This is a genomic window from Domibacillus epiphyticus (genome assembly GCF_001975785.1).
GTDB lineage: Bacteria > Bacillota > Bacilli > Bacillales > Domibacillaceae > Domibacillus > Domibacillus epiphyticus.
Genome location: NZ_MSFI01000031.1, coordinates 14166 through 36504 on the forward strand (window position 1 = coordinate 14166; position 22339 = coordinate 36504).

Here is a 22339-nt window from a genome sequence, read left to right on the forward strand (position 1 = left end):
ATTTTCTATGCTTTAACGGTCTATCTAATTTTACAACCATGGTGATACCGTGACTAAAAGCGGAGATGGTTCTCCCTCTCCCCCTGCCGTCTTTAGTGCCTGATCGACTTGCTGGAGTCCATAATTGTGTGAATGCATCTTATGAAGTGGAAATTTCTGAGATGAAATAAAATCAGCCGCCATTTTCACCGATTGATAACTATGTCCGCGAACTCCTTTTATCGTCAATGTTTTCTGGATGATTAAATCACTATTAAATTGAGGAATATCCTGATATTTATAAGCGCCAAGGATCACCATACCGCCTTTTTTGGCAATTTCCAAAGATGAGGTAATGGGAGCTGTCCCCCCCGATGTAACATCCAATACAATATCAGCCATTTTACCATTCGTGATTTCATGAATACGTGAAACAAGATCCTCAGTTTGAATATTGATAATATGGTCAGCACCCAGTTCACGGGCTAACTCCAGACGCCGAAGACTTGTCGTCCGGCCAGTGACAATGACTTCTGCACCCGCTGCCTTTGCAGCCAGTGCGCATGCCAATCCTTGCTGGCCTGGACCTTGGATCACCACGATTTTTCCGGGCCTCGCATTTCCTTCAATTATCATCCATTCAAATCCATTAGCTAATGGAAGTGTTAAGGCAGCTTCCACCGCTGGAACATGATCAGCCATTCGATGCACGACTGAATTCGGATGTAGATATAAATATTGGCTGAAACCTCCCCATAATGACGGTTTTAATGAATCGGGGGTTGCTCCATAGCGAATTCCACCCACTCTGGGGTCGGTGTATAAACATGCACGATAATTACCCGTTCGACAATGTTCACATTGGCCACATGGAATATATTCCTCTAAAACAACTCGATCTCCCTCTCGGACATTCCATTTGATTGCAGCAGCTTCACCTATTTTCTCAATATGACCAACAATGTGATGACCGAGAATCCGAGACTCTTGGCGTTTCTGATAATAAGAGACATCTGTTCCACAGACGCCCACTATTTCAACCCGTAAAATACCTTCTTCAGAGGATACATTCGGCATTTCAAATTCTTGAAGCTCTGTTTGCTTTTCACCTACCGCCACAGCCGACAATACTTTATGTTCCAACTTGACTCCTCCTCATACAGTTCATTTCTTTTAGATGAGCGTGTACTCTTCCAATGTTGAAGCCGCAAACAAATCTTCTATTCTTAATTTGTTTTTGATCATTCCCTGCTCGTAAGAATAGGTAACCGCAGCTTCTAATGTTTTCCGATTCTTCTCCAATCCGTATGGCCAGAAGTCATCTCCCATTAGTTTTTTCGTATTTTCCAATTCAGAAACGAACCATGGTAATGTTACTTTCAATGCCGCTGTCTGATTAAAACCTTCATATACTTTTTGCTTAGCTTCTACGAAAGCCTGATATAAATTGGCTGCTGCCCATGGATGCTCTTCTAAAATTTCATCTTTAATTGCTACAACATGCATAATTGGAAAAATGCCCGTCCGCTCATAATAATCCTTTTCAACAGATACATAGTCAGGAAACAGCCGCTGTACGTTGGTCGATCCATTTAAAAAGCAGGAAGGCGCCCGCGGAGCAATTAACGCATCAATTTCTCCATATTCAAGCATTTGATTTAATGTCTGGTCATTTTGAATTGGCTGAATATTTATTTCAGGCGGCAGAGAAAGCTTGATTTTCTCCACTCGTCCAGGCTCTTCTTGCCCACCAGTTAACCAATTCATTTCTTTCGGATGAACACCATAATCATGATGCAAAATTCCACGAATCCATAAACATGCAGTCAATTGGTATTCTGGGATGCCGACACGTTTCCCCCGCAAGTCAGCTGCTTCTTTTATGCCGGAATTTTTATTAATATATATACCGGAATGGCGAAAAAAGCGCGACATGAATACAGGAATTGCCGTGAAGTTTGGATATCCCCGGTCTTTTGCAATCAGGTAGGAAGAAAGTGATAATTCCGAGATATCAAACTCTTGGTAGCGCATCATTCTCCAGAATGTCTCTTCAACAGGCATGTTCAACCAGTTAAGATCAATTCCTTCCGCTTGGACAGTACCATTCGTTAATGATTGAATACGATCATAATCCCAACACCCAAAACTTAAATTTAGTTTTTTCATTTTTCCACCCTTCCCTTTATCTCGTTGTAAGGAGATAATTTATTTCATTATTATGGATTAATTTTTTTTTGATTTAAACGACCGGTTCTCTTATATGGCACATGTTCGTTTAATTTTAAATATTATTTCGATCTACTCATTTATATCTTTATACTTCTTTCTCGAAGGCAGATTTGCATAATAAGATAGCGAGATTACAATCAAACAAAGGTTTACACTCGCCAGATCATACAAGTGCAGCAAAAACAAAAATAGGATATGTATATGTAAGGATAAACAGTGGTGCGTTAAATGTAATAACCAGAGCAGGAAGTAGTAATTGTATTACCAATTACCGCTTATTCACAATCATCTATGAGGATTGTTCATCTTGAAAAAGATTATATTTGTTATGTTTTTGCGGTTATAATGCTGGTCATTACATCGTGCAATTCTGAAGAAACGGCACCTGTAATAGATTAAACAGCTGAGGAAGAAGCTGCAGAGGAAATGTTGAACCTGTTCTAGACAAAGAAAAAGAGGCAGCTTCCGATTATCAGTCCATTACTGACGATCAGCTGGATTTAAGTGAACAATCGCAAAATTTTATCACAACGAATCAAGATATTTTTCCCGCTAACGACAAAAAGCCCGTTTTCACCTACTTCGAAACGGGCTTTTTATTTATACGGCTATCCTTTATGGACTTTCAACATACTCATTCCATAGAATTTATTTTTTCAATTATAAATTAGGTGAACGGGCTATACCCAACAAGAGAAGTTACATATTCTATAGCTAACCGGATACTTTTTTATAAAGGTTTTAAGAAAGGATGGATATTTCCTATGATGAATAGACCAGACGGGCGCGTCAAAATTAACCTTAACGATGAATCGAGACTCTGGATTAATCCTAATTACGGGAAGGATCGAACAAATACTTTGATTGCCGATAAGTCGAAAAGTAGACTTCAACCGGATGAAGACATAAAAAACAATGCTGAAGAGAAAAAGGAAAGAAAGCGTCACGAACTTAGAAATCGAAATAAACGTCATTTCCACCTATGGTAAACTTTTTGTACTGATTCCTTGAGTTACTACGTAATCAAGGAGTTTTTTTGTTGTAGACAGATTTACAGATATAGTACAATCAACTTCTTGATCATTCTTTGTGAGAAAACCCCTTGAATCAAGGGGGAATAGTCTTTACAGGACGAGTTCCATTATTGAGCATTGGCCAGATTACTTTACATTTTAACTATTAGGTCATTTTATAAAATACATTCTTCCGAAATTATGAATAAAAACTTGACTGGATATGTTAAAACTAGAAAGCAGGATTAATTGTTTGCTAAAAACTCTATTTTCTTCCATGGATTTTCCCTAACCTTAATGTAATAGTCTCCAGATATCGGGAATTTAAAAAACTTAATTCCTACTAATTTTAATGGAGTCCAAACTTCCTTCATCTGATACAATGGCATATAATCTCCCTCTCTTTATAAATATTTTGGATGCTTTTTCGATTGGATAGTCTATACATTTAAAATAACACCCAACGTTGTGCACTACCGTGTTAAAAGGCAATGCTATTACTCATAATTCGAAGAATACACCTTTATTATAAATCATTACTCTCCATTTTTATGCAAGTTTTCATCGACAAATAATTTAGTGATGAACCGTGTATTTAAGATATATTTCGACAATGATTGGTTTTACCGCGGATGATAGCGCCCACAAATGCTGACTATTTAAAAAAGTGACCCGCAAGCATTTATTTAGCTCACGGATCACCCGGCATCCGATCAGATAGTTCACGGAACCACTTTTCATCATTGGCTACAATCGCCATATCGATCATTGTTTCCCAATCCTCTTTTGCAAGCGTTAGTCCAATTGGAACAACACTTCTAGTTTCAAATACACCAAGTACCGGCGTGATTCGAGTGATCCTTCTTTTAAAATAAGTCGATACCTGAACGATGTATACTTCATTACGTAATCGAGAAAAATCTCTTATAAATCCAATAATACGATCTGAGCCATTCGCCACAAGTACCCAGTCCCCTGCTTTGAGCATCGTGTTTCCTCCTATACTTCAGTTAATATACCCCCCTCAAATCTGAACACTGTTATTAACAGTAAATGCTCACGGGTAACCTTGTGCGACTGCTTGAGCGGATACAGAGGCTTAATAAATTAAAAATTACTCTGTCCATCTTATCAATAAGTACATAACTGCTCATTTTCAACTAATAATATTTGAATTTAACATATAAAGAATTTTGTTCAATATTTTTCTTTTTACCCACATATCACTGGCGCTTTCATTAAAAAAACCTGCACATGGCGGCAGGTTTTTAGCAAATATTTTGTCAAGCAGCAGCTTATCCTTGTAGTTTTTTCAGTTTATAATGTAACTTCTCTTCTTCTCAAATACTGTTCTAATTTTCTTTTTACACGCTGAATGGCATTATCAATTGACTTTACATGCGTGTTTAATTCTTTTGAAATTTCGATATAGGACCTGCCTTCCACGTATAAAGCCCATACCCTTTTTTCTAAATCGCTGAGAAGCTCGGTCATTTTCATTTCAATATCCAGTGATTCTTCCCTGGTAATGATTAATATTGCAGGATCCATTACGTTGGCTCCTGGTATGACGTCCATCAAAGTTTGGTCTGATCCATCATCATAAATAGGCTTGTCCAGTGAAATGTAAGAATTAAGAGGAGTGTGTTTTTGCCGTGTTGCCGTTTTGATCGCTGTTATGATCTGTCTTGTGATACAAAGTTCCGCAAAAGCGATAAAAGAAATCAGCTTTTCTTCTCGGAAATCACGAATGGCTTTATAAAGACCAATCATCCCTTCTTGCACAATATCTTCTTTATCTCCGCCAATTAAGAAATATCTACTTGCCTTTGCACGTACAAAATTCCGGTACTTGTTAATTAAAAATTCCGATGACTCCCTGTCTCCATTGTGAACTAATTCTACTAAATCCTCATCTTTTAATTTCTCATAATGATCAATCAGCTTTACTTCGAAGTTTATACTCACTCATATACCTCCGTGAAATTCAGTTGAGTTTTGATGTTTAATAGCTGCTTGCCCTATTCCTTAATTTAAAGGGCTTTCAGAATTAATAAACAACTCATCATTGTTATTCGCAAATTTATTTTAACTTATTTTTGTGTTGAAAGATATTTACAAATGTCGACTATACCTTACAGTCTGCGTCATAATTTTATCTATTAAATAGCAATTCTTTTATTTGCGTGTCACATTTCAATCTGATGTGATACTTGTTGTCGAGAAAAACTTTCCATACGCCACTTTTTTTACGAAAATGCGTGGACAAGAAGGTCGTATTTAATGGTGATTCTGATATTCTTCTTTCAAAACATAGTTTTTTAATTATGTGAACAAATGAATCCATTTTCATCAAGAATTTTTGTATAGGTTCGTCACCGCATCGACAAAATAAACAAGAGGTGAATGACATGCAAACCATCTTTTCCGGATTGCAACGAACGAGAACAAAACATAGCGCTGGCGGTAAACGCTGTTTACGCGTAGCGATTCAAAAGAAAGCAAAATGAAAATAATAAAGCCCATGCTTTTAACATCTGATGACAACGTTTTTTCTGATGCTGATTGGATTTTCGAACCTAAATATGATGGTTATCGCTTGTTGGTTGGAAATAAGTACTCTTATACAAAGTTTGGGACCGTTACAACGACCCGCCTTCCTGAATTGCAATTCGATCTGGGTTATGATGTCTTGTTGGATGGGGAATTAATAACGCCAAGTACAAATGCGCCGGATAATCATGCTGGCTCTACTTCTCGTTTTCATGGCAATATGGAACAGCCTATTTACTTTATGGCTTTTGATTTATTAGAGCAAGATCATGCCTCGATTATGACACTTCCCATTGAACGGCGAAAGGAGCTGCTTTCAAAAGTAATACGGGATATTAATTCCCCTTATATTAAACAGATCCTGCATATACCTGAAGAAGGAGAGCGATTGTTTTCGGTTATGAAAGAAAATAATATGGAAGGAATGATAGCGAAGAAAAAAGGGACTCCTTATTTACCAGGTATCCGGTCGCCTGATTGGCGGAATATTATCTGTTGGACTCAACATGATGTCTTTATTAAGAAAATCACACTTCGGCCTTTATCCGCACAACTTTTTGATTCACAAAGTAACTATATTGGAACTGTATGGGATGGATTTACAAAAGAGATAAAATCGGAATTGTATTCTAAATCACCTCCTTTTTCCTGTAAAGTGAAAGCAAGAGGCTGGACTTCCGGTCATCAGCTCCGGTTGCCACAAATCATCGAGATATATTAACTTTTAGAAAAAGAACCTTTTATGTGTAAATAGGGCCGCTCATATTGAGCAGCCCTTATCATTTTGTTCATATTTTTTATTGTGAATCTCCATGAGCCTTCGTCATCATTTATGGATTTGAACCGGTGTACCAACAGGTGCCATGGAAGAAAGTTCAAGAACATCATTATTATACATTCTGATACATCCATGTGATACATCTTTACCAATAGACGAAGGATTATTCGTTCCATGTATGCCATAATGAGGTTTCGATAAACCCATCCATAATACGCCAAAAGGACCGCCGGGATAAAGCTGTTTATTTATTATTTTAAAAACGCCAAAAGGTGTAGCAGTGACTATTTTTCCTACAGCAATCGGATATGTTTTTACCAGCCGATTCCCATCCAGCACCTTTAATTGATGTTTTTTGGTAGATATATCGATTTTGGGCTTCATAAAACCGCCTCCAAATAAAACAATTTTGTTTTTGTTTTATTGTATGAAGGGTTCTTATTTTTACGAATGTTTACCTTATTTATAGTCGTATTACTTTTTGTTTTGTATCATTTACACATCTGATTCACGCCAATCCCAATACAACGGATTAAATGTTCCATACGCTAGAAATTTACCGTTTTTATGAAACTCCATAAACCCATGCCGTTCCAGCCAGCGATAGGCTTCTCTTCTTTTCTCGTCATCGAAGCCAACAAATAAGTACTCATTGGGCTTTAACCGGTATCTAAATTGAAGGATGATATCTAAAGCCTTCTTTAAGCCTTCGAGGCCCCCTTTACCGGATGATATTTGCTTATTGCCTTTCGGATTGTGATTTTTCCATCGGTTTGCCTTTTTCCGAGAATCAGTGATGATAATCCCTGCATTCCACACATACACTACTCGACTGGAAACACTTTGTTTTTCGCGCCAAAAATACACGTGAAGCGATTGACCATTACTTAATGATTCGCAGTAACGAACTTCACTTTTTCTGTTCTTCACTAAATCACGCAGTTCAATCATCTCCCATTTTTAATGATTATCATTTATCTTCCCCTCCACTTTTTAAATCATTTATCTCCATAGACCCCCCTGTCTTTTTTTAAAAAAAGGGGCGAACCATTTAACCGGAGTTCCAGACTTGACCGCCCTGCTTAATCAAATTCCTTATATACTTTCCCAAATTTCAGCACTTCATAAATGCTTTGCCATCACTCGGATGTCCATAATCAACCGGGATTAAAAAAATAAACCTAGAGGTAGAAGAGGATATGCGCATGAAGGCAGCCTACATGAATAAGTCCGTTTATCAACAAATTGACAAGATATTGATTGCCGGTCCTACCGCTTACATTAGTGCATGTTTCCATCTCCGGTCATGCCGAATTTTATTATAACGACATGAAGCGTCTGTAAAATAGAACTTTCGGTTTTCAATTCTTTTTATCTTAACCAGCATGCTGCGGTGTCCGTTTGTTAAAGAGGTTTTCCCCAAAAACAAGGGCAAAAAATGCATGTCCGCTTGTATGAATGAAAAGAGTCAATGGAAGAGTGATAAAGAACGTCCACGCAAACGTCCCCATACCGTTTAACATAAACATGCAGTATCACTCCTTTACAGTTAATCTAATGCTACGGAATGGAGTTTCCCTCATGCGGAGTAATAAAAACGCAGGAAATCAATATTGTTAATAAAGTAATTTCTTTGCTTAACTTATGCAAGATTAACATTCATTTCGACTTTTTCGTATATTTTATTCAAAGATGGTTAAACTATAACTGTTCGATAATATCTCTCAACTCTCTGTAATTCCTTCCGATCCTATTATAGCCAGGGCAGCCTGGCCTTTTTTGCGTTAACCACCATACAGCGTATCCTTTTAAAAACTTGCTAAAATAAGGGACTTGCATCCGCAAGTCCCTTCATTATTCCAAACTATATTTTATATGCAATTTTTTTTAATATGGATCCGCTTCATGCCCCATTTTTCTAGCCTTATCAGCGGCTTTGTCTGCTTCAAATGAGCTGACGTGTTCATTAGAACCCATCTCTTCCCTGGCTTTAGCGAGCCCTTCTGATACACGTCTTCCATATTCTTTGTCCGCTTTTGTAAAATTTTCGATCATTTGATTCTGAATTCTGGGATCACAAATTTTAAGAGCATCCACCAGATTGCTGATCAATTCATCTTTTTCCCATTCTTCAAAATTGCGGTATGTTTCACCGGCTTGACCAAATTCATTCTTCCGGTCGATTGGTTCCCGAACTAGCTTGTCGTTGTAATGCGGCTGGTGTACCTTTCCAATTTGTTCAGCTTCCTTTAAGCCACCAAGAATTGAAGGCTCATAATTCACATGCGGATTTTGACCAGGAGCCATGTCTACACGATACGCGCTTTGACCATCACGCTGGTTGGTTGCAACTCGTTTTTTAGGAGAGTTTATCGGCAGCTGTAAATAATTAGCTCCAACACGGTACCGCTGTGTATCGGAGTATGAGAATGTGCGGCCTTGGAGCATTTTATCATCCGAAAAATCAAGGCCATCTACAAGGACGCCCGTTCCAAATGCAGCTTGCTCCACTTCTGCAAAATAGTTTTCCGGATTTTTATTTAGCACCATTTTTCCTACTGGAAGGAACGGGAACTTATCCGTCGGCCACAATTTTGTGTCATCCAATGGATCAAAATCAAGCTCTGGGTGTTCTTCATCACTCATAATTTGTACACAGAGCTCCCATTCAGGATAATCTCCTTTATCGATCGCCTCATATAGATCTTGAGTGGCATGACTCGTATTTATCGCTTGAATCTCGTTTGCTTCTTTTTGGGTAAGATTTCGAATTCCCTGCTTTAGCGGTTCCCAATGGTACTTGACTAAAACAGCTTCCCCTTTATCGTTTACCCATTTGTACGTATTTACTCCAGAACCCTGCATTTGGCGATAGTTGGCCGGGATGCCCCAAGGAGAGAATAGAAATGTAATCATATGAGTTGTCTCCGGCGACTGTGAAACAAAATCAAACATTCGTTCTGGATTCTGCACATTCGTCACCGGATCAGGCTTGAACGCATGAATCATATCTGGAAATTTCAGCGGATCACGAATAAAAAAGATCTTTAAGTTATTTCCTACAAGATCCCAGTTTCCATCTTCCGTATAAAATTTCACTGCAAATCCACGTGGATCACGAGCAGTTTCAGGAGATTCTTTCGCTCCAGCAACAGTTGAAAAACGGACAAATACTGGTGTCTTTTTCCCAGCTCCTTGAAATACCTTAGCACGGGTGTACTTCGAAACATCTTCATCTCCCGCTTTCCCGTATGTTTCAAAATAGCCGTGAGCACCTGCTCCACGTGCATGGACGACACGTTCTGGAATCCGTTCACGGTCAAAGTGCGAAATTTTCTCCAAAAAATCGTAATTCTCCAGTGTCCCTGGACCACGATTCCCCACCGTTCTTATATTTTGATTATCAGTGACCGGATGCCCTTGACGATTTGTTAACGATTCTTCATTTTCCCCGGTTCCTTTACGGCTGCCGTAGTCTTTTTTTTCATTATCCATTGTTTATCCTCCCAGGTGTAAAGTGAAAATCTCTATAATATTCATGCCCTTATGGAAAAGGAAGTAAACATTAGAATTAAATTCCCTTTAATACCGATAAGGAATCTTTGACCTGCTTATGGAAACATCAGATAGCCCGTTAAGAATTAAAAAATGTTTCAACCCTTCTTCTGCTATATCGAGACTGTTTTTCGGTCCAATCGTTATCCCTTTAATCGGCATATTAGTCCCGTGGTTTGAAATTGGAATTTTGATATATGGAATAAAAACGCCGTTGCTCAATCGGCATTGGTATGGGGGTTTTTCATTTTTATATGGATGAAAAACAGCGATTCGGAACTCTTCTTCCTGATGAAAACTGTGGTCTTTAAAAAAAATGGAATAGCATACGATATTGGCTAAAATTCTTTTCCCTTTTTGAAATTGAAATTGTTTTTCGCCGTTACAATAGTCGTAGAGAAACAATTTATACAAATTAATGATTTCTCTTTTCAGTAAATGAATTTGATCCTGTTTGTTGTATATCACAAAATACGGATAAACGGAAAATTCTTTATTGGGATAAACCATTTTTAAATTCTCTATAAAAATTTTACCAATCTCAGGGTAGCTAAACTCGATATTGTACCCATCATTATTTGAATAATTGGACCAAAGAAGGTTGGAATCACCATTTCTGCTGAAAGAAAGGGTAAAGATTTCAAAGGAAAATAAATCTTGTTCCATCATTTGTTTAAACCATTTGCTAAAAAGCAGCTCTTCATTATTCGGTTCAGGGGACAAAAATTCCTGTATTATGGACAATACGAGGTCTAGCGTATATTTTCTTTCCAGCTTGTCATTTAAAAATTCACTTTTTGACAGCCATATTTCCCTATTTTCAACAATACTTTTTACTCCATTTCCATTACTGTAGTGAAAAAGAGAGCATGAGCCCTCCAATAAAGGGAGCTGGTCCGCTTTAAGTGAAGAAAGAAACAAATGAATATCATCAATCCGCTTTATATCAGAAAATTTTTTTTCCAACATCCTCTCTCCTTCTCAGCTCAACCATATTATGCACCAAATGAGGCGCAAATATTGGCTGCAAGAGAGATCTCATTATTTATAAATAAAAAAACTTGCTAGGCAAGTTAGCGCCAGCGAGTTATACGGTAAAGGCTTTTACCTCTTTCTGTTAGCATTAATTAACGAATGTTTTCTACCTTTGCATTTATTTTACACGAACGGGTAAACTGTTTCTTGATTGGTTATGTTAGCTGCTTCTCTTGCCAACAGATGCCTTTCAAGCTTTAAGCCGGGATTCTCCCGGCTTTTTAATACATTTTTCTCAAAAAAGATCTTATTCTTTCATTTTCATTTTCCTAAAAACGAGCCTCTCTCGTTTTTTTAACAAATTTTTATTTAATCAGGGGACACCATTCCGCCAGATCCGGTTGAAGTAATATCAGATTGAACCTGAACACCGGCCTTTTTGATTGTCACACCTTCTTGCAGCATCTTGTTTTGTTCCGGAAGGTTATTCGTCAACCCGTTTACTTTTATTCCATGTTCTTGTAGTGCCTCTTTTACAATCGTTTCAATATCACCAGATTGTTTCATTTCATCAACTGTTAATTCTGCATATACTGTTTTCATTATTATTCCTCCTTTAAACCTTTTTAAAGAGACTATTCCCATTTTATTGATATGTAAACTCTTCCGTTATCATCGTTTTTCTGACAATCATTTTATAAAATTGAAGCCATTGGCTTCGCGTCTATTTTTTGAGTGAACAAAAAGAATTTTCAAGCGATTTATTTGAATGATTCTATACCCATCGACAAATATTAAAGACAAACAACAGAGGTGGTGAAGATCATGTCTAACTCACGAGGCAGCCGAAATCAATTGATTGTCCCCGGGGCAGAAAGAGTTCTTGAGCAATTCAAATTCGAAATAGCTGAAGAATTCGGAGTGACACTAGGCGCAGACACAACCGCCCGTGGCAACGGTTCAACCGGTGGCGAAATTACCAAGCGTTTAATTCGTATGGCTCAGCAAGAGCTCCGTGACCGTTAACGATTCTTTTTAAAATCCATCCCTTGCCGGGTGGATTTTTTCATGAAAAAGTCCCGTTCAATTGAACAGGACGTACTTACATTTTATTCTTTCTCTTCTTTATCCGTATACGGGTCATGTTCATATCCTGGCAGATCCCCATATGATGTCATGATTCCTTCTTCATCCAATTCATCTTCATACTGTTCATGTTGTTTATTTGGATAAACCCGAATATTTTTTCCGTTTATATCTACTCCAACAAAGTTCTCAAAATCTTCAACATATCCAACGTTCTCTCCTGCCTCTACATACATGTCATCATATTCCTTTGGCGGATCGGCAAAATCTGAAGGGGATTCAGACGTTCCATAATTTGCAACATCCTGCCACGAATCTTCAGAATCATACGCTACATTTTCGTCTTCCTCATCTAAATCAAACTTTCCAAACGGAGGGGTTAATACCTCTTCTTCAATGGGGCGATGGCGTGAGATTTCTTGATCCGATGTATGCTTTACACAGAAAAGTGCTGTTGGAATTGCTTCTAAACGTTCAAGCGGTATGTCTTCATTGCATGTTTGACATTTTCCGTATTTCCCATTTTTAATCGCTTCTAATGCTTTGTCAATTTCTTGAAGTTCCAGCATAGAATGTTCATTTAGCGCGATATCTTTTTCCCTCTCATATAACTCTGTTCCAATGTCTCCAGGGTGGTTGTCATAAACGGATAGTTCTCTCATGGAATCAGAAAGGCTTCTTTGTAAGTTATAATGATCATTATCCTCAAAGCGGTTCCCTAATTCTTTCTTCCTTTCAAGTAACTCAGTCTGAAGATTTGATAGTTGTTCTTTTGTCAGCATGTCATTCCCAACCTTTTCTCTGTCGTATTTATGTGATTACTTTATTTTCTGTTTTATGGATGAGCATCATGCATTTTTCTTCGCTTTAGATTGCCGCTTTCTCGGGGCAGGAGTTTTCTTCTTTGTTTTGTCAAGGGAAGCTTGAAGAGCTGCCATTAAATCGGTAACATTTGATGCTGCTGGCTGTTTCCCAATCGACGTTACCGTTTCCTTGCCCGCTTTTTTCTCCTCGATTAATTCCATTAATGCCGTTCGGTAGTCATCGTGATATTTTTCAGGTTCAAATGTGGTTGTTAACTGTTCAACTAACATAAGAGCCGTATCAAGCTCTTTTTTATTGACCGATGGATTGCTCGGGACATTCGGCACATCTTGAACATTCCGAACCTCGTCTGGAAAATGGATTGTTTCCATTAACAACGTCTCTTTATATACCCGGACAACTGCAAGCTGCTCCTTTGAACGAATCATGATTTTGGCAACACCTATTTTTCCAGATTCGACTAGTGCCTTCATTAAAAGCGAATAGGCTTTCCCTCCGCCAGTATCTGGAGCTAAAAAATAGCTTCGTTCAAAGTAAATAGGATCAATTTCTTCCAGTTTTACGAAATCGATGATTTCAACAGCTTTATCTTCATTTTCTTTTTTTAGTTTTTCCAAATCATCTTCATCCAGCACGACAAACTTTCCTTTTGTATACTCAAAGGCCTTAACTATATGCTCATCTTTTACTTCTTTTTCACATCCAGGACAAACTTTTTGATAATTGATTGGTGTATGACATTCTTTATGAAGCTGCCGCAGTTTAATGTCTTTATTTTCTGTCGCAGTGTGCAGCTTTACAGGTATATTAACAAGTCCAAAGCTAATGCTTCCTTTCCATACAGTGTGCATTTTCTCCACCTACTTTTTTCTTTTACTATGCAAAGATTTCTTCATATTTATGTATAGGAGCGAGAAATAATCAAACCATAAATACAAAACATATGGAGAGAAGGTTAATGTGATTGAAGCCAATGCTTTTAACTGCTGCAACTGAGATCCCCACAGGCAATGACTGGCTGTATGAAGCGAAATATGACGGTTTTCGCTGCGTCCTGGAATGGGAAAAGAACACACCCATTCTAAAGAGCAGGAACGGAAAAATTCTTAATCATGCATTTCCTGAAATCATTAGCTTCTGCCATGACATTTATGATAAAATGATCCCTTTTTTACCATTATCGCTGGATGGTGAATTGGTGTTTTTACGAAACAATTATCAAAGTCACTTTTCTACGGTTCAGTTGCGTGGCCGAATGCGAAAACGTAGTGTCATTACAAATCATGTTCAAAAATTTCCTTGCCATTACGTTATTTTTGATCTTTTAACATTAAAAGGCCAGAAATTAAGTGATTTTCCATTAACAATACGAAAGCAGAAGCTGAATAGTCTTTTTAAAGCAGCTGGTCTTCCATCTTACGTTAATTATGAAGATCCTAAGCGGTTACAAGCGATTAATGTGTATGAAGACAGCAGACGAATATGGAAGAATATTACCGTAAACAATGGGGAAGGAATTGTAGCCAAAAAAAAAGCAAGCACCTGGAACATTGATAAAAGAACCATTCATTGGTTAAAAATTAAAAATTGGCGATATGTCACTGTCATCCTGACAAAATATGATCAAAAAAATGGATTCTTTCATGGAGGTATATATAAAGGAACGACCATTAAGGAGATTGTTGTCTTCCGGCATGGTCTTACGAAAGAAGAGGAAAAAACATTAAAACAATTGTTTCAATCTAAAGGGAAACAAGTAACCAAAATGAGCTGGGAGATTGAACCGTCTATTTGTGTCGATATCGCCTGTATTGATTTTGATGGAGTGCAAGTTAGAGAACCTTTATTTCATGCGTTTAATTTTGAGATAGAACCGGAAGAATGTCATTGGCAGCACATGCAGCGTCAGCTCTTCCCTCTTCCGGAAACAGTACCGGTGACACATCCAGAAAAACCGATTGTGCCTATTCTAAACATACAAAAAAACGATTATTTATTATATTTACAAAACGCAGCACCGGCTCTTTTGCCCTTTTTACATGAAAGACTGCTTACTGTTATTCGATATCCACACGGCGTCATGGAAGAACACTTTTATCAAAAAAGCTGTCCGGATTATGCACCTGAATTCGTTACAGCGGAACAAGTGGATGATATTCGTTACATTATATGTAATGATATGGAAACGCTGCTATGGCTGGGAAATCAACTTGCACTTGAGTTTCACATCCCTTATCAAACTAGACATACCGTTAATCCGACGGAAATTGTTTTTGACTTGGATCCTCCTTCCGTAAACGAATTTCCTTTAGCCATCAAAGCAGCCTTGCAAATGAAAGCTATTTTTGATCAATTTGAACTTCGATCTTTTGTGAAAACCTCCGGGGGAAAAGGTCTGCAAGTCTATATTCCATTACCCGCAAACACTTTTTCGTATGAAGAAACACGTCTTTTCATAAAATTTGTATGTACTTTCCTATGTGAACAGGAGCCACATTCGTTTACGACTGAGCGGTTGAAGAAAAACCGTCAAAACAAATTGTATCTTGACTATATCCAGCATGATGAAGGAAAGACAATTATAGCGCCCTATTCTCCGAGAGGTAACAAACGCGGTCTTATTGCCACACCACTTTACTGGGAAGAAATAAATAGCTCGTTAAAACCGGATTTGTTTACAATGACTGCTGTTTTAGATCGATTAAAAAACGAAGGAAATCCTTTTCGTTCCTTTTGGGAAGCAGCAGAGACACAACGATTTAACAATGTAGTAACTCAACTAAAGGAGTTAACAAAATAAGATATGGAAACCTCGTAATATGTTTAGTGATGTATTTTTATTCAGAAAAAAATGGACATATACGAAAGACCTGATTAAAATATTCTTATGACATTACTTTTTAACCAGAATGGGGATTTAACATATGAGATTGGACACGATTGATATAAAAAAATTAGAAGAAATCGAGGTGTTTTTACTTATTAAAGAAATTGGCAGGTTACTAACAGATTACGGAAAATGTACAGACGAAACAATTAGAGAAAGAATTCATCAGGATATTTTACTTTTAAGCAGCGTGATCAATGTCAATTGCGAACAACATAATTGATTTCTAAAAATAAACCTTACACTCCTTCCTACTATACTTCATACGGTACAACGATAAGCTTTTGATACTTCATTGCCGATACCCTTGAACGGACAACATTGTTATTAACGAACCGCAAACCAATTGAATTATTTCGGAGTCATTCCGCAGGGGGGTGTTCAGCCCCCTTGCAGTGACTTCGTTCTGACAGGCATAAAAATCTACCCTTTTAAAATATTAATACAAAAATAGACCGCCAGCTGTACACAGCAAGCCCCTGCCAGTATATCCATATTGAACAATTATTCCATTTATCAGGAAACTTGGATGGATGGTATTGGATTAGCCTATTGTTGTTTTCTAACAACCAAAAAATGCAATTTGCTTTTGTTAGTATGGAACATATATTTAAGTCAATCTGGATTGCTATCTCCGCAAGTTCAGGTCTTATACCATTTATAATGGTGCGCATATCTAATAATTTCATCACACTATTTCCCTGCAATTATCATAAGATAATCCATTTTTGTATAAAATTTTTCTGAATTTGCCATACTGTTATTGTTCGATTCCCAGCCCTTTCCATGGGCACTATCATTTTTTGAGCCGGGTCTAACCGGCTTTTTTTATCAAGTTTTCTTTTTCCCACTAGGGAATTTAACTATGACATCTTCAACGATAACAATAGCCAGTCATTCTGCATTTATTTTTATGCAGTTAGCAGCCATAGGGTTTCATATTTCCATACCTGATGTCTTCCTGCAAAAAAACTCAACTTCAGTTGTTAAAAAGTAAAAAAGCCAGGTTTCCCTGGCAAAAAGACAAAACAATTATAATTTAAATTTCCCGACTACACTTTGCAGCTGTTCTGCCGTTACAGCTAAAGCACCCGCTGATGAATGGATTTCTTCTGTAGAAGCCAATTGTTCTTGCGTCGCTGCCGAAACATTTTGTGCGCCAGAGGCAGATTGCTCAGCAACCCTATTCACATCCTGAATGGAGTAAGACACTTGTTCAATTCCAGCCGATAGCTGCTGTACGGCAGATGTTATTTCTGTCATTTGATCAGTTACAGCATTTACGGCCTCTTGAATATGGGTAAATGTATCTCCCGCTCTATTTACAACTTGAATCCCATTTCCAACTTCATCCGTTGCAGAAGCCATTGAGTCGATAACGTCATTCGTATCTGCTTGTATTTGCAAGATCAAATTTGTAATATGGCTGGCTGAAGCAGAGGACTGTTCAGCCAAGTTCCTCACTTCATTAGCAACTACTGCAAATCCGAGTCCATGCTCTCCTGCTCGAGCAGCTTCAATGGCAGCGTTAAGTGCCAATAAATTCGTCTGATCGGAAATAGCGGTAATCACCTGCGTAATTTGTTCAATTTCCTTAGAACGTTCGCCAAGCCCCCGTATAGCACTTGATAAGTTTGTAACTTTGTTATTGATCGCAATCATCTGTGTAATGGAGTCTTGTATCGCACGGCTTCCTTCTTCTGATTGCTTCGCGGCCTCTATTGAATTATCAGAAATTTCCAGTGAGTTTTCAGCAATTTTTTGTGAACTTGCTGAAATTTCTTGTATAATTCTTGAGCTTTCTTGTACACTTTGCACTTGATTTTCGGCTCCTGCTGCTAACTCTTGGATGGTATAAGAAATGTTTTCTGCTGCTTGACTGCTTTGTTCAGAGCTTGAATTTAATTGCTCTGATGACGCTGCTACTTGTTCAGACGTATGGTTCACAGTAGAAATTATTTCCTTCAGTCCTTGAATCATCTTATTAAAAGAAAAGCTTAATGAACCAATTTCATCATTCGATTGATAATTGCTTTTTGCGGTCAGGTCACCAGCTGCAGCTTTCGTCATTAATCCTTCTATTTCTTTCACTGGGTTTGCTATGCTTTTGACAATAAGCCCTCCAACTACAACTGATACGATTATCCCAGCTAATGTAACGCTAGATAAAATAATAATTGAATTCTGTACATCCTCTTTATTCTCATTATTGACTTGTTTTGCATCATCGGAATTATATATCACAAGCTCCTGTATGACGTTTTCTAATTTATTTATTGAAGACGAAACTTCTTCTGTATAAATTTGATAGGCTTCTTCGTTTTTGCTATCCGCGCTTAACTTGATTACTTGATCTCTTATTGCTATGTATTTAACGACAATTTGATCCATTTCCTTAAGCTTTTCTAATTCATACGGACTATCTGTTTGGTACTGGCTTCTCAAAGCTCCGTTCTCTTCTGCGAGCTTTTCAATTTCGGATAACAACCTATCATGTTCACTCTGTTCTTTCGTCAGCATCATCTCTAATAAAGTTGCTTTAACCGATTGTTCATTCTCTTGAATCATCAGCAATTTCTCTATAGGAATTAATTTGCTATCATACATCTCCTCTAGTTTCTTTTGCATAGCAAGTTCCTGACTAATAGCTGTAAACCCAACGACAATGACGCTAATTGCTGAAATAAGAATCAGAACCATTAATTTTTGTGCGATCTTTAAATTTTGTATCATGTTCATCTGTCTACTCCTCTAATATTTTATATTATAATTATTATTAATAAAAATTAATTACAAAAAACCTTCGACCAATTATACATTCAATTAGGCATTATGTCTATTGGTAAATAGGTACAATTAACTATATTTCTATTTCCGTTTCAAAACCACTCATTCTGTAAAATTCATTGGACTAAAAATCTTATAAAAAAAAGACAGAAAAGCTTTTACCTAATAAAAGATAAAAGTTTTTCTGTCTACTTAAAATTCTATAATTATCCTTGATTCATTATTTAGTTGTTATTTCGACTGTTGGATCTTCCGCCTTTTTCGCCGATCTCCTCATAAAATTCTCTATCGTGATTTCTGGATGTAGCTTCTCCGCCTTTTTGACCGATTTCTTGATAAAATTCTTTATCATGGTTTTTTGACGTAGCTTCTCCGCCCATGCGACCTGCTTCCTCGCGACTCATTTTACCTTCATTATCGTTCCTGTTTGCCATCTTACATTCCTCCTTAGTGAGTATGATTGTGACACACTAGTTGGATTCCCGATTCTAAAAAGAATAAACTCTTTTTTAAATTTTAGTATTAGTTTCCCAATAATTATTTATTTTAATTCAATTAACTTACTAAGCTAATTTACCAAAAGTGGTGTATAATAGGGTTGTACTATTCTTTTTCTAATTTATATATTTAAGTATTGAGGAGAAAAAATGGAGAGAAATTTAACGAGTACGGTTCACGACGTAGAAATTGCCCCAAAAAACATATCCACTCTTCCTGCCGTTGTTCAGCATTTGCTCGCCAAGTCGGACAGTTCTGTTTCAGTTAAAATTGAGCGATCTCCTAACCGAAACACAATTGCCGGTGGAAAATATAGTTTATCAAATAACTGTATTACACTTTATCTAGATGGTATTCAAAAGCAATGCGAAATTCTTTATGGATCACTTAAACCGTATGAAAAGCATCTCGCCGCTGTCTTCGCCCACGAACTTGGCCACGCGGAAGATAAGGAGTTAACCGCGCTTTCCGAACAGCTGGAAAAGACCGTAGATCCATTGGAAAAAAAACGGATCGCGTTACGAATTGAAACAAACGCATGGCGCTATGCCAATCAATTGTTGAATAGTGAAAATGAAGATTTCATGAAGCTCCTTATGCATTTTTCATTGGAGCCATATCATGCTGCTTGTTAATTAAAAAATCTAAGCAAGACATAATGAAAGCAAGTTCTATAAAGTACCTCTCAAAGAAAACGAATAATCCGCTGTCGAGTTGACAGCGGATTATTCGTTTATGGGGTTGTTATACCGTTACTGTTTGACCGCCGTTTGAAAAGGAGGATATTTCGCATACATGCTTTCTCTCCGGGTCCTGTCGTAAAATGTTGTTGCCGCTCCTGACTTACGATTTTTATAGAGCTCATCAATATCAACTGTTCCTGTAATCACCGTATTTTGATTTGTACCCGCTTCTGTAACAACTCCATTGTATGGAAATGCTAGATCGCAAGGACTCAAAATTGAAGCCCTGCCATAGCCAGCCGCCGATACAGGAATAGCTGGATCACCAACTGTAGGACAATGAACAAAATATACTTGATTTTCAATGCTCCGCGCTTGCGCACAATGGCGCACTCTCCAAAAACCTGCTTCTGAAAACGTATAAGACGGGCAGAAAATAATTTCGGCGCCCTTTAAACTCAAGATTCTTGAGATCTCAGGAATTTCAGCCTCATAACAGATGGCGATCCCAATCTTTGCAGGTCCTATATCATACACTTCCAGCTCATTGCCTTCGCTCGTTTGCCAATCGGCTTCAGCCGGGAAAATGTGCGTTTTCTTATGTTCAATATTACGACCGTCTTTGTCGAACACATAACAAATATTAAAGTACTTATCCTCTCTTCTTTCCAGGTGGGATCCCGCAATAATGACTTGCTTTCTCTGGATGGCCAAATTCCTAAACAAGTTTTTATAGTCGTCTGTATACTCTGAGACTCTTACGAGGTCACTCGCTTCGAATTGATCTGAATTCGGAAAGCTATTTAAAAGACCTAACGTAACTAGCTCAGGAAATATGACATAATCCGATTCTTCCGGTACTTGATTAATCATCGACTTCACTTGAGATGCAAATTCCTCAAAATTTGTTAGCGGTTTAAGCTTAAGTTGACAAGCGGATATTTTAACGTTTCGCACGCCTGATGCCTCCTTATTTATCTAAATGTGCTATAGGCTTCCCGGCCCGTGAAAAACTTGTACAATTCTTCTACTTTATTAAGAATAATCAAATTTGAACTTCAAAGGATGTGCCTTTATAGGAACGATCCTCTACGAAATTATCATTGATTTCTCCTAGCGTGCAGAACCATGCACCTCGAGATTCCATATGGTTAATTAATTTTTCCAATCTTGTAATCATATGCGCACGCCCAATGGTTTGCGGATGAGTGGTCAGGACGACACAGGCACCTTCTTCATGATCAACCGCATAGTTAAATATATCTTGCCAGCGCTGGAACATTACATCCGGATCTGCTAATCCATCCATCGAACCAAATACAAGTTCTTGTGTTGGAAAATCATCTAAGTACCAGGAAACCGGTATTTCTAATATACTACTAGGCTCGCCATATTCACTCGCTTTATCCATATGAGGGATGATTGGACGCGGGCGGTATGGATGTAAATCGTTCGCCATTAAACTACTGTCATATTCAAACCCATACTTTTCAAGAATTGAAAGTGTATTCCGACTGTAATCCCAAGCAGGAGATCGATATCCTCGAGGCTTTACTCCAATTCGATCTAATGCTTCCAATCCTTTAATCATGATCGCTTCTTCTTCTTTATATTTCATATTCGTCGGGTTTTCATGTGCGTATCCATGATGCGTAATTTCATGCCCATGTGCGACAACTTCTTTACAAATATCAAAAAACGTATCAATCGTATGACCTGGAATACACCAGTTTCCTTTAATATGGTACTTGTCCATTAATTTGAGTAATCTTGGTGCCCCAACTGCTGCCCCAAATTCCCCTCTATGCAAATAGGATGGAGAAAATTTATTAAGTGATCCCATCCACACGGAATGTGCATCGAAATCTGAACCGATGTTTACCGCTACTTTCTTCCCGGGTGGCAGTTTGATTTTCCCTGAAACTTGTTTCATAAATGGTTTCCTCCCATTAATGGATTGGCACTACTAAGCAACATTATATTGATTGCCATCGTTTTATATGAGCAATTTTTTAAAAATGGCAGCGTTTCTCATTACTATGTTTGAAACAAAAAAAACCTGATGAATTTTCATCAGGTTAAATGCTAAAATCATTCTATCGTTGTCTTTCGGTCCTCCCGGCATTTTTCACAAACATGGAGGCTTCTCGAATGGCTCATTTCCCCATCTTGTTCATCCAATTCATCGATAGCGCCGCATATTTCACATACCTTCATTCTGGTTCACCTCTTTTGATAAATTTAATGGATCTTTTGAAATGCTATCGTTAAAGTCAATCCCAAAACCCGAATCCAGGACCGCTTGCTCGAAATCATGGGAAGAGGCCATACGTTCATCATAAGTAATCAATGCTTCGCTTTTTTTTAAGTTTATTTCTGCTCTGCCAATACCCCATACGCCGAGCAATGCATCCAATACTTTGTCCGCATCTTGCTGGTTATTCATGCCTTTCACTACGATTACGCCAGATTCCACTTCGATCATCCT

General features: G+C 37.8%; 22 protein-coding genes and 1 pseudogene. 6 read left to right on the plus strand and 17 right to left on the minus strand.

Annotated features, from left to right (window positions below; all coding sequences use genetic code 11):
* Positions 1-30 precede the first annotated feature (30 nt).
* Positions 31-1122: a zinc-dependent alcohol dehydrogenase gene (locus BTO28_RS15775; protein WP_076768052.1), complete on the minus strand. Its 1092-nt coding sequence runs from the start codon at positions 1120-1122 to the stop codon at positions 31-33.
* Positions 1123-1152: 30 nt separating this feature from the next.
* Positions 1153-2148, minus strand: a complete 996-nt coding sequence (locus BTO28_RS15780; RefSeq protein ID WP_076768053.1) for a PhnD/SsuA/transferrin family substrate-binding protein — start codon at positions 2146-2148, stop codon at positions 1153-1155.
* A gap of 827 nt (positions 2149-2975) precedes the next feature.
* On the opposite strand from BTO28_RS15780, the gene BTO28_RS17215 reads away from it, so the two are divergent.
* On the plus strand, positions 2976-3200 hold the full coding sequence (locus tag BTO28_RS17215) for a hypothetical protein (protein ID WP_076768056.1): 225 nt from the start codon (positions 2976-2978) through the stop codon (positions 3198-3200).
* A 715-nt stretch (positions 3201-3915) separates the two neighbouring features.
* Here the strand turns inward: BTO28_RS17215 and BTO28_RS15790 are convergent.
* Both BTO28_RS15790 and sigH read right to left on the minus strand, forming a co-directional pair.
* Positions 3916-4212, minus strand: coding sequence for a hypothetical protein (locus tag BTO28_RS15790; RefSeq protein WP_076768058.1), 297 nt, complete (start codon positions 4210-4212; stop codon positions 3916-3918).
* Positions 4213-4541: 329 nt separating this feature from the next.
* Positions 4542-5192: an RNA polymerase sporulation sigma factor SigH gene (gene sigH, locus BTO28_RS15795; RefSeq protein WP_076768060.1), complete on the minus strand. Its 651-nt coding sequence runs from the start codon at positions 5190-5192 to the stop codon at positions 4542-4544.
* Positions 5193-5730: 538 nt separating this feature from the next.
* Here sigH and BTO28_RS15800 point away from each other — a divergent pair.
* Positions 5731-6498, plus strand: coding sequence for an ATP-dependent DNA ligase (locus BTO28_RS15800; protein WP_076768062.1), 768 nt, complete (start codon positions 5731-5733; stop codon positions 6496-6498).
* Positions 6499-6603: 105 nt separating this feature from the next.
* Here BTO28_RS15800 and BTO28_RS15805 read toward each other — a convergent pair whose 3' ends face one another.
* From BTO28_RS15805 to BTO28_RS15825, 6 genes are all read right to left on the minus strand, one after another.
* Positions 6604-6939: a L,D-transpeptidase gene (locus BTO28_RS15805; protein WP_076768064.1), complete on the minus strand. Its 336-nt coding sequence runs from the start codon at positions 6937-6939 to the stop codon at positions 6604-6606.
* A 111-nt stretch (positions 6940-7050) separates the two neighbouring features.
* On the minus strand, positions 7051-7506 hold the full coding sequence (locus tag BTO28_RS15810; RefSeq protein ID WP_076768066.1) for a hypothetical protein: 456 nt from the start codon (positions 7504-7506) through the stop codon (positions 7051-7053).
* 425 nt (positions 7507-7931) lie between these two features.
* Positions 7932-8084: a hypothetical protein gene (locus BTO28_RS17220; protein ID WP_158068838.1), complete on the minus strand. Its 153-nt coding sequence runs from the start codon at positions 8082-8084 to the stop codon at positions 7932-7934.
* A gap of 358 nt (positions 8085-8442) precedes the next feature.
* Positions 8443-10050 (minus strand): catalase, encoded by a 1608-nt coding sequence (locus BTO28_RS15815; RefSeq protein ID WP_076768068.1) that lies wholly within the window; start codon positions 10048-10050, stop codon positions 8443-8445.
* Between the two features lie 87 nt (positions 10051-10137).
* The gene (locus BTO28_RS15820) at positions 10138-11076 is read right to left on the minus strand and encodes a DUF2971 domain-containing protein (RefSeq protein WP_158068839.1); all 939 of its coding nucleotides are present in this window, start codon (positions 11074-11076) and stop codon (positions 10138-10140) included.
* A 378-nt stretch (positions 11077-11454) separates the two neighbouring features.
* Entirely contained in the window at positions 11455-11688 is a 234-nt protein-coding gene (locus tag BTO28_RS15825) for a hypothetical protein (protein WP_076768072.1), read from the minus strand.
* 222 nt (positions 11689-11910) lie between these two features.
* Between BTO28_RS15825 and BTO28_RS15830 the strand changes: the two genes are divergently transcribed.
* Positions 11911-12111: a small, acid-soluble spore protein, alpha/beta type gene (locus tag BTO28_RS15830; RefSeq protein ID WP_083711702.1), complete on the plus strand. Its 201-nt coding sequence runs from the start codon at positions 11911-11913 to the stop codon at positions 12109-12111.
* Positions 12112-12194: 83 nt separating this feature from the next.
* Here BTO28_RS15830 and BTO28_RS15835 read toward each other — a convergent pair whose 3' ends face one another.
* The gene (locus BTO28_RS15835) at positions 12195-12953 is read right to left on the minus strand and encodes a TraR/DksA C4-type zinc finger protein (protein ID WP_076768073.1); all 759 of its coding nucleotides are present in this window, start codon (positions 12951-12953) and stop codon (positions 12195-12197) included.
* Positions 12954-13019: 66 nt separating this feature from the next.
* Positions 13020-13847 carry a non-homologous end joining protein Ku gene (gene ku, locus BTO28_RS15840; protein WP_076768075.1) on the minus strand — a complete coding sequence of 276 codons (828 nt, stop codon included), beginning with the start codon at positions 13845-13847 and terminating at the stop codon, positions 13020-13022.
* 113 nt (positions 13848-13960) lie between these two features.
* Between ku and BTO28_RS15845 the strand changes: the two genes are divergently transcribed.
* Both BTO28_RS15845 and BTO28_RS15850 read left to right on the plus strand, forming a co-directional pair.
* Entirely contained in the window at positions 13961-15796 is a 1836-nt protein-coding gene (locus BTO28_RS15845) for a DNA ligase D (RefSeq protein ID WP_076768077.1), read from the plus strand.
* Positions 15797-15920: 124 nt separating this feature from the next.
* Positions 15921-16106 carry a hypothetical protein gene (locus BTO28_RS15850; protein WP_076768079.1) on the plus strand — a complete coding sequence of 62 codons (186 nt, stop codon included), beginning with the start codon at positions 15921-15923 and terminating at the stop codon, positions 16104-16106.
* 809 nt (positions 16107-16915) lie between these two features.
* Here BTO28_RS15850 and BTO28_RS15855 read toward each other — a convergent pair.
* Together BTO28_RS15855 and BTO28_RS15860 are read right to left on the minus strand one after the other, a co-directional pair.
* Positions 16916-18622, minus strand: a complete 1707-nt coding sequence (locus tag BTO28_RS15855; RefSeq protein ID WP_076768081.1) for a methyl-accepting chemotaxis protein — start codon at positions 18620-18622, stop codon at positions 16916-16918.
* Between the two features lie 275 nt (positions 18623-18897).
* Positions 18898-19104: pseudogene (locus tag BTO28_RS15860) on the minus strand (KGG domain-containing protein); the annotation flags it as partial.
* 213 nt (positions 19105-19317) lie between these two features.
* On the opposite strand from BTO28_RS15860, the gene BTO28_RS15865 reads away from it, so the two are divergent.
* Positions 19318-19803, plus strand: a complete 486-nt coding sequence (locus BTO28_RS15865; RefSeq protein ID WP_083711704.1) for a hypothetical protein — start codon at positions 19318-19320, stop codon at positions 19801-19803.
* 117 nt (positions 19804-19920) lie between these two features.
* Here the strand turns inward: BTO28_RS15865 and BTO28_RS15870 are convergent, their stop codons facing one another.
* From BTO28_RS15870 to BTO28_RS15880, 3 genes are all read right to left on the minus strand, one after another.
* Positions 19921-20808 (minus strand): nitrilase-related carbon-nitrogen hydrolase, encoded by an 888-nt coding sequence (locus tag BTO28_RS15870; RefSeq protein WP_076768084.1) that lies wholly within the window; start codon positions 20806-20808, stop codon positions 19921-19923.
* 88 nt (positions 20809-20896) lie between these two features.
* On the minus strand, positions 20897-21784 hold the full coding sequence (locus BTO28_RS15875; protein WP_076768086.1) for a polysaccharide deacetylase family protein: 888 nt from the start codon (positions 21782-21784) through the stop codon (positions 20897-20899).
* A gap of 270 nt (positions 21785-22054) precedes the next feature.
* Positions 22055-22336 (minus strand): heavy-metal-associated domain-containing protein, encoded by a 282-nt coding sequence (locus tag BTO28_RS15880; protein WP_144289500.1) that lies wholly within the window; start codon positions 22334-22336, stop codon positions 22055-22057.
* Positions 22337-22339 lie beyond the last annotated feature (3 nt).